Origin of the sequence: Flammeovirga aprica JL-4 (genome assembly GCF_012844305.1) — a bacterium.
Taxonomy (GTDB): Bacteria; Bacteroidota; Bacteroidia; order Cytophagales; family Flammeovirgaceae; genus Flammeovirga; species Flammeovirga aprica.
In genome coordinates this window covers 148,916-156,115 of sequence record NZ_JABANE010000004.1, presented here as the reverse complement: position 1 = coordinate 156,115, position 7,200 = coordinate 148,916, and the positions used below count along the sequence as shown (strand labels likewise).

Here is a 7,200-nt window from a genome sequence, read left to right as displayed (position 1 = left end):
AAGTACTTTTCCAGTTTTCAACATGTAATTTTAACTTTGAAAACGGTCAACCTATATCAGGGAATGACAGTATTGCAACGTCCTAGCGAACTACAACACAAACCACCTTAGCTCTTAACTCTTCCCCCTTCTTATTGTACGCTACTCAATTTGTCTTGCAATTTTGTAGCTTTATTAATTAAGTTCTCATCATGAGAAGTAACTTTAATTTCTGATAAGTAAAAGTGAACCTTTTTATAAACATCAGTCAAGCTTGTTTTTTCTTTTGCTCTGCTGATAAGATCTTCATCAATAGAAAGGTCTTCTTTTTTTAATGCATTTGAAATCACCGCCAAAGCAAAATAATCTGGAGCCAAATCAGGTGCTATATTCAGTTCACGATTGATTCTTTTAAGCGAGGCTTCCGTTTCTTCATAGTTTTGAATATACAGGTTATAGTAAATCCAGTAGTTATTCATTGCGATAAGATTATGCATTCTCTTTATCCCATCCTCACGAGGCATATCACCGAAAAACTCTCTGACATTTTGAAGTACACAGCTGATACCTCTTGATGGAGTACTCTGTGCTAAATATTCGCAGGCACTAAAAGTACCCATGTTTTTATTTCTGTAATTTTGTCTTAGGATGTTCATGATCACCATATTCACCTCAGTCAATAAATCATTGAGATTTACTTGATCACTTTTGATTACATTGATTACTTCTTGGTTTAGTTCAGGTGTGAATTGTACAAAATTATCACCCATAGCAGGACAGATACTTTGTACGGAAGCTTTGACCATTCCACCTACAAGATCTTCAATTTGCTTTTCTAAAGGAGTAGTTTCATCACTAATATTCATTTGCATGTACCTCGCTGCGTTTTCTACGATTACACTTTCAGAAAAGAAAGAACCATCAGCATAAATAGCTACTACATAAACGTCAAAACCCATTTTTTCAGGCATTCCACCTCTGTGTGCCATATCCCAGCTGACCATCATAAAACCTTTGCTAGAGGCAAACTGTTCCCTTTCCTCTCCATTGTATAGTTGAGTACAAAAATCTCCTTTTCTTTTTTCCAGTTCCTTGATCAGTAAAGCATTGATTTTCGTTTTTTCCTCATCTGTAAGAGGTTTTTCCTCACTTTTATCTACAATGTCTGTCACGAAAAAAGTTTGTGCATGAGTCGTTAGATTTATCGCCAGGAAGACAATAATTAATTGCAATAGTTTCATTTTAAAATTGTTTTTAATAGCTCACCATTACTGAGAAAGCAATTTTTTAGTTCGCTGTTTTATTTATTTAAAGCATTGATAAATGAGAACAATATTAGTTTTTTTTGGAAAATTATTTTTGAAGTTAATTCGTCAATAGTTGAAACATCATTATCAATACACTGTCACAAATATAGACGTATGAATCTAAAAATCAACCCTATTTGAATGATAACTGAAGAAATTTCATAGTTCAGAAGTAGATATGTTGAATTGAATTTTAAATCAAATAACACTGTATAGACTCCGTTTTGGAGTTTAAGTTGAGTAGGAGTGATATATATCACTAAAAGAGGTTGATTAACATTCCTTTAGTGGTTAATGTTATCTTATAATTTTGGCTCATTATTAAAAATAAGTCTAAATAAGAATAATGAAATCTTACTTCTCTACATACTTCTTTTCAACAATACTAACGCTATTCAGCTTGCCACTTTTTGCAGGAAATCCTATTAAAGTTAAAGGACATATTACCTGTGGCAAAGAGCATATTCCATACGTTACTATTTCAGTCAATGACGGTCAACTAGGTACTACAACAGATGAATCAGGGCATTTTATGCTGGAACTAGAAAAAGGGGAAACCTATCATCTAACTGTTTCAACGGTAGGATACAAAACAATAGAAATGGATTGGCAGGCGGATAACACGCATCAAGAATTACATATTGAAATACAAAAAGATCTTCTGGAATTAAATGAAGTGATTGTTTCTAGTAGCCGAAGAGCACAAAACAGAAATGAAACTTCATCTGTCGTCAACGTTATTGGCAAAGAGTTATTCCAAAGTGCCAATTTCAAAGTGGCAGGTGAAGGATTGAATTATATTTCTGGAGCGAGAGTGGAAACGACTTGTGGTAACTGTGGTTCTACTGAACTTCGATTGAACGGATTGGAAGGGCCATATACTCAGATTTTAATTGACAGCCGTCCTGTTTTTAATGGACTTGTAGGTGTTTATGGTTTAGAGCAGATTCCAGTCAATATGGTAGATCAGATTGAGATTGTGAGAGGTGGCGGTTCTGTTTTATTTGGAGCCAATGCCATTGGCGGTACGGTCAATATCTTGACAAAATCTCCTGAATTTAATGCTTATGAAGTGGGAAGTAACTTCTCGACAATTGATGGTGCTTCAAATGATTATAATGTGTATTTCAATACTTCTTTGATTTCCAAAAATGAAAAAACTTCTGGTTATGTTTTCGGTTCATACAGAAATAGAGATGCTTGGAATGCCAACCCTGATGATATCTATTATAAAATAGATGAAGATGGTAATCCTTTTGGTGATCCCATTAAAGATGATTTTTCAGAGGTAACAGCACTGGAAACTATCTCAGTTGGAACTAAAATTTATCATCAATTGAATACTCAAAACCAGTTTACTTTTGATGCTAAATACACACACGATACAAGAAGAGGAGGAAACAAATTGGATCTTCCCTATGAAGAAGCGGATCTAACAGAAGCAATCAAAATGCATATTGGAAGCGCAAGCCTTACACATGATTGGTTTAGTCAAGATAAAAAATGGCATTTGAATACTTATGCTATCGCTCAGTTTGTCAATAGAGACAGTTATTATGGAGCACATCAGGCTCCTGATGGTTTTGGATTAACAACAGGAAGTACCATCATTGCAGGTTCTCAAATGAATTATGATATTGGTAAAGTGGCAGGAGGAAAGACATTTTTGGTTGTGGGTGCTGAGTTTATCAATGACCGTATTAATGATAAAAAACTAGCCTACCATGACCCTGAAACTGGAAAGTGGACAAATGATGCTACAGTTTCAGATCAAAATTCAAATACTTACGCTTTATTTGCTCAGCAAGAATGGACAAACGCAAAATGGTCGTTGCTGACAGGAGTAAGAATGGATTATGTAAATATCACCGATTACCAAAATCACGAAAATGATAAGAGCGTTCCTGCCATCAACCCAAGAGTTAATCTAAAATATAAGATCTTAGACAACCTGCAGGTAAGAGGTGGTTTTGCTACGGGTTTTAGAGCTCCGCAAATGTTCTCTGAAGACCTTCATATAGAGGTGACAAGCGGACAGGGAGTGAGAACTGTGCTTGATCCCGATTTGAAATCAGAAACGTCGATTTCTTATAATTTAGCTTTAGACCTTGATCAAGAAATTGGTACTACACAGTTTTACTTCTTAGTAGAAGGTTTCCATACCACAATCAATGACCGTTTTGACAATCAATACCACTATCAAGACGATGGTACTTTGATTCTCTTTAAAAGAAACTCAACATCAAATGCTGTGGTGAAGGGATTGAACTTTGAAACGAAAATTGCTCCAAGTGAATCCTTTATGTTGCAAGCCAATTATACCCTTCAGTCTTCAATGTATGGAGAGGAAAATCAATGGGGTGATGAGGAATCAAGTACTTCAAAACATATTTTGAGAACGCCAAATCAGTACGGTTCATTGACGGCCAATTATAAAATCACAAATCAATGGGAAGCATCGCTGACGGGTGTTTATACTGGTAAAATGTTTGTTCCTTATTTGCCAGGAGGTTTTATCAATGGTGAAATGCCTGAAAATGAAGAGCTAATAGAAACTGAACAGTTTGTGGATATGGGGATTAAAGTCGCTTATACTACAAAGTTGTCTAAAAACTCAAATATTCAGATCGGTGCAGGGGTGAAGAATATTTTCAATCAAATGCAATCTAATTTTGCCAGCGGTATAGATAAGGATGCCGGTTTTGTTTATGGACCGTACACGCCAAGAACATTTTATATCGATGTTAGAATTGGGAATTTATTGAATTAAAACTTAATAGAAAGAAGGATCAGGTTTGACACTGATCCTTCAGGCTTATAGTAAAGTAGCACACAATAAAATTCATAAATTATCTTTCGACATTATCTTTGATAATTTCAGTTCTTCTGATTATTCTCTATTAACATATTTTGTTCTCATGTAATTTCTCTATTCTACAACATAAGCGTTACGCTTTGAGCTTCTTAATGCTTTTCCGAATTTTACAATTGCTTTTTGCATTTCTTTTACCTTTTCAGGATATTTTTCAGCAAGGTTATTTCTTTCTCCCACATCTTTTTCTAAATCAAAAAGTGCAAGGTCAATAAAATAATCATCATGATTTTGAATGCCTCTAAGACCATCATTACCCACCACTTCCACATGACGGTATTTATGAGGAATGTGTAATTTCCATTTCCCCATTCTTACTGCTTGCACTTCATTCCCAAGGGTATAGAAAAGAGCATCGTGAGGTGATTTCGCTCCTTTTTCATTCTTCAATAGAGGCAAAATACTCTTTCCATCCAGTGGTTGCATTGGCCCTTTAGTATTACTCATTTCCAATACCGTAGGCAAAATATCCAAAGCACTGATAATCTCTTCAGACTTATTTCCGGCAGGGATTGTACCAGGCATTCTAACAATAAATGGAGAACGCATACCACCTTCAAAAGTCGTCTTTTTACCCTCTCTGAAATTCATGGAGTTTCCTGCATGATTACCGTAGGCTAGCCATGGTCCGTTGTCTGTAAAATACATCACAATGGTATTCTCATCAATCTTATATTTCTTTAATGTCTCCAAGATTTTCCCTACCGAAGCATCGATTTCCATCACAGCATCTCCATAAGGTCCGTATTCTGATTTCCCTTTAAATTGATCTGAAGAACCCACCGGAACGTGAGGCATATTATACGCCACATACAAAAAGAAAGGTTGGTCTTTTTTTCTATCAATAAAGTCAATCGCTTTGTCTGTCACCATTTGCGTCAGCTGATTTACAGACGGATTGTAATCTACAATTTCTTGATTGTTGAAAATCGGCAGGGGAGGTTGAACCTTTTCCGCATCGGGATTAAAAGGCCACATATCATGAGAGTAAGGCGTACCATAATACTCTTTAAAACCGTGAGCATTCGGGCTATGTTCAGGATAGTTACCTTGATGCCATTTCCCAAACAATGCCGTCTCATAGCCATTCTGTTTTAATAAAGTCGCTATCGTTTGTTCTTTAGGATTCAGTCCTCTTTTGTCTTGAGGATGAATGTTGTCTTCCATGCCTATTCTAGAAGGGTGATTTCCTGTTAAGAAACCTGCTCTTGAAGGACCGCAAGAAGGTGCCGCTACATAAAAGTCGGTAAATAGAATACCTTCTGAAGCCATTTTGTCCAACTGTGGCGTTTTGATTTTTGTAGAACCATAACACCCTAAGTCTGAGTAGCCCATATCATCAGAAAGCAAAACAATAATATTTGGTTTTTGACTGTTTTGAGCTTGTAAGTTCAGACTAAAAAATAAAAGTATTACTGAAAAAAATATTTTGTTATTCATGTCATTGATCGTTAAAAAAATTAGCGTTTAAGTAAGAAAATTTAGACACTCACTACATCACTTTTTAAGTTTTTAAAAGCCGTATAACCAGCACCTAAACATCCCGCCGCGTTGCCTAAACTAGCTGTACACACTTCCACATTTTCAGCACAAATAGGATAAGTCAATTGTGCCACCTGCTCTTGAATTCCTTCCAGATAAAATGATCCCGCTTGAGAAATGCCACCACCAATAATGATTTTTTTAGGGTTCATAATATGAATAAGAGAAGCGATCCCCATCCCAATGTATTCAAAATGACGTTGTACAACAGCAATAGCATCTTCATCACCTGATAGGAAGTCTTCCGCTATTTTTTTACCATCAATTGATAAAGTCGGCTTTCTATTTTTCCTCAATAAATATTTATAATCATCTACCAAAGCAGAAGTAGAAGCAAAGTCTTCCCAATACCCTTTTATATTTTCATTGGAAGTAAACTTATTGGCATTCAAATACATCATACCCAGCTCACCACCAGCAAAAAAGGAGCCTCTTAACATTGTGTTCTGTACAATGATTGCTCCTCCAATTCCAGTTCCAATAGTAAGATAAACCGCATCTTTCACTTCCTTTCCAGCACCAAAACCGTGTTCCCCCCAAGCCATCATATTGGCATCATTATCCACAAAAACAGGAAGATTGAAAACCGCTTCTAAGTTATCTTTCAAAGGAATATTTTTCCAATTCTTTAAATTTTCAGCACCACCTAACACTATGCCTTTATCAGTATCTACAATACCCGGTGTACCTACACCAATTCCTATTACTTCATTTTCATCCTCTTTGGCAGAAGACAAACATACCTCTATTGCTTTTTGAATATTTGATAAGATCTGTTGTGCAGAAACATGCGCTTGAGAAGGTAAAAGTCCATTTTTAATGATTTCTCCCTCTTCATTAATCAATGCATATTTAATATGTGTACCTCCAAGATCAATACCTATTGTAGTTTTCATGTTGATTTTTTAAATGTTCGAAATAAAATTGGTAAGAGCATGTTGGGACGCTAAACTATATTCCAACATGCTCAATTACCTTTTTAAAATAGAGTTTGATAACTCCGTAATGAACCGATTTTAAGCTATTGATTTAATAAGTAGTCACTTTGAATTGAAAGTATTCAATTCTCTATTCAGCTCGATAGTCACAATCACTTTAACTTCATATTAAATATTCTGTGTCACCATTTTGTCCGTGTTAATTAAGTACTTGGAATAAAATATTCATTTCCTTTTTTCCTAGTACTTAATGTAAACATCAAGGTATTATCGGTAAAAAAGAAATTTGTAGGAAACACACCTATTACCACATGACAAACAGCAATTATTAGAGGGAAGAAAGGGGGGAGGTAAGAATGAAGAATTAAGAATGAAGGTGGTTCGTATGTGGTTTTTTGTAAACCACCCAAAAATATTTTTAAGAATCATAACAAAGTCCATCACTCTTCTTTCTTAACTCTTAATTCTTAACTCAAAAATTATTGTCTTTTGATGGTTAAAATTCAGATGAAAATTGTTATATTTCAGTATCTATTCAAAAAGGGAAATTGTTATTTTTTAC

The 7,200-nt window shown here is 35.2% G+C and carries 4 protein-coding genes; 1 reads left to right on the top strand and 3 read right to left on the bottom strand.

All coding sequences use genetic code 11. The features are described 5' to 3' along the window. Positions 1–131 precede the first annotated feature (131 nt). Positions 132–1,220 carry a hypothetical protein gene (locus HHU12_RS02445; RefSeq protein WP_169654657.1) on the bottom strand — a complete coding sequence of 363 codons (1,089 nt, stop codon included), beginning with the start codon at positions 1,218–1,220 and terminating at the stop codon, positions 132–134. A gap of 412 nt (positions 1,221–1,632) precedes the next feature. Between HHU12_RS02445 and HHU12_RS02440 the strand changes: the two genes are divergently transcribed. After that, positions 1,633–4,056, top strand: coding sequence for a TonB-dependent receptor (locus HHU12_RS02440; RefSeq protein WP_169654655.1), 2,424 nt, complete (start codon positions 1,633–1,635; stop codon positions 4,054–4,056). Between the two features lie 159 nt (positions 4,057–4,215). Here the strand turns inward: HHU12_RS02440 and HHU12_RS02435 are convergent, their stop codons facing one another. Beyond that, complete coding sequence (locus HHU12_RS02435; RefSeq protein ID WP_169654653.1) at positions 4,216–5,598, bottom strand: sulfatase family protein; 1,383 nt, start codon at positions 5,596–5,598, stop codon at positions 4,216–4,218. Between the two features lie 41 nt (positions 5,599–5,639). Beyond that, positions 5,640–6,596 carry an ROK family protein gene (locus HHU12_RS02430; protein WP_169654651.1) on the bottom strand — a complete coding sequence of 319 codons (957 nt, stop codon included), beginning with the start codon at positions 6,594–6,596 and terminating at the stop codon, positions 5,640–5,642. Between the last annotated feature and the right edge of the window lie 604 nt (positions 6,597–7,200).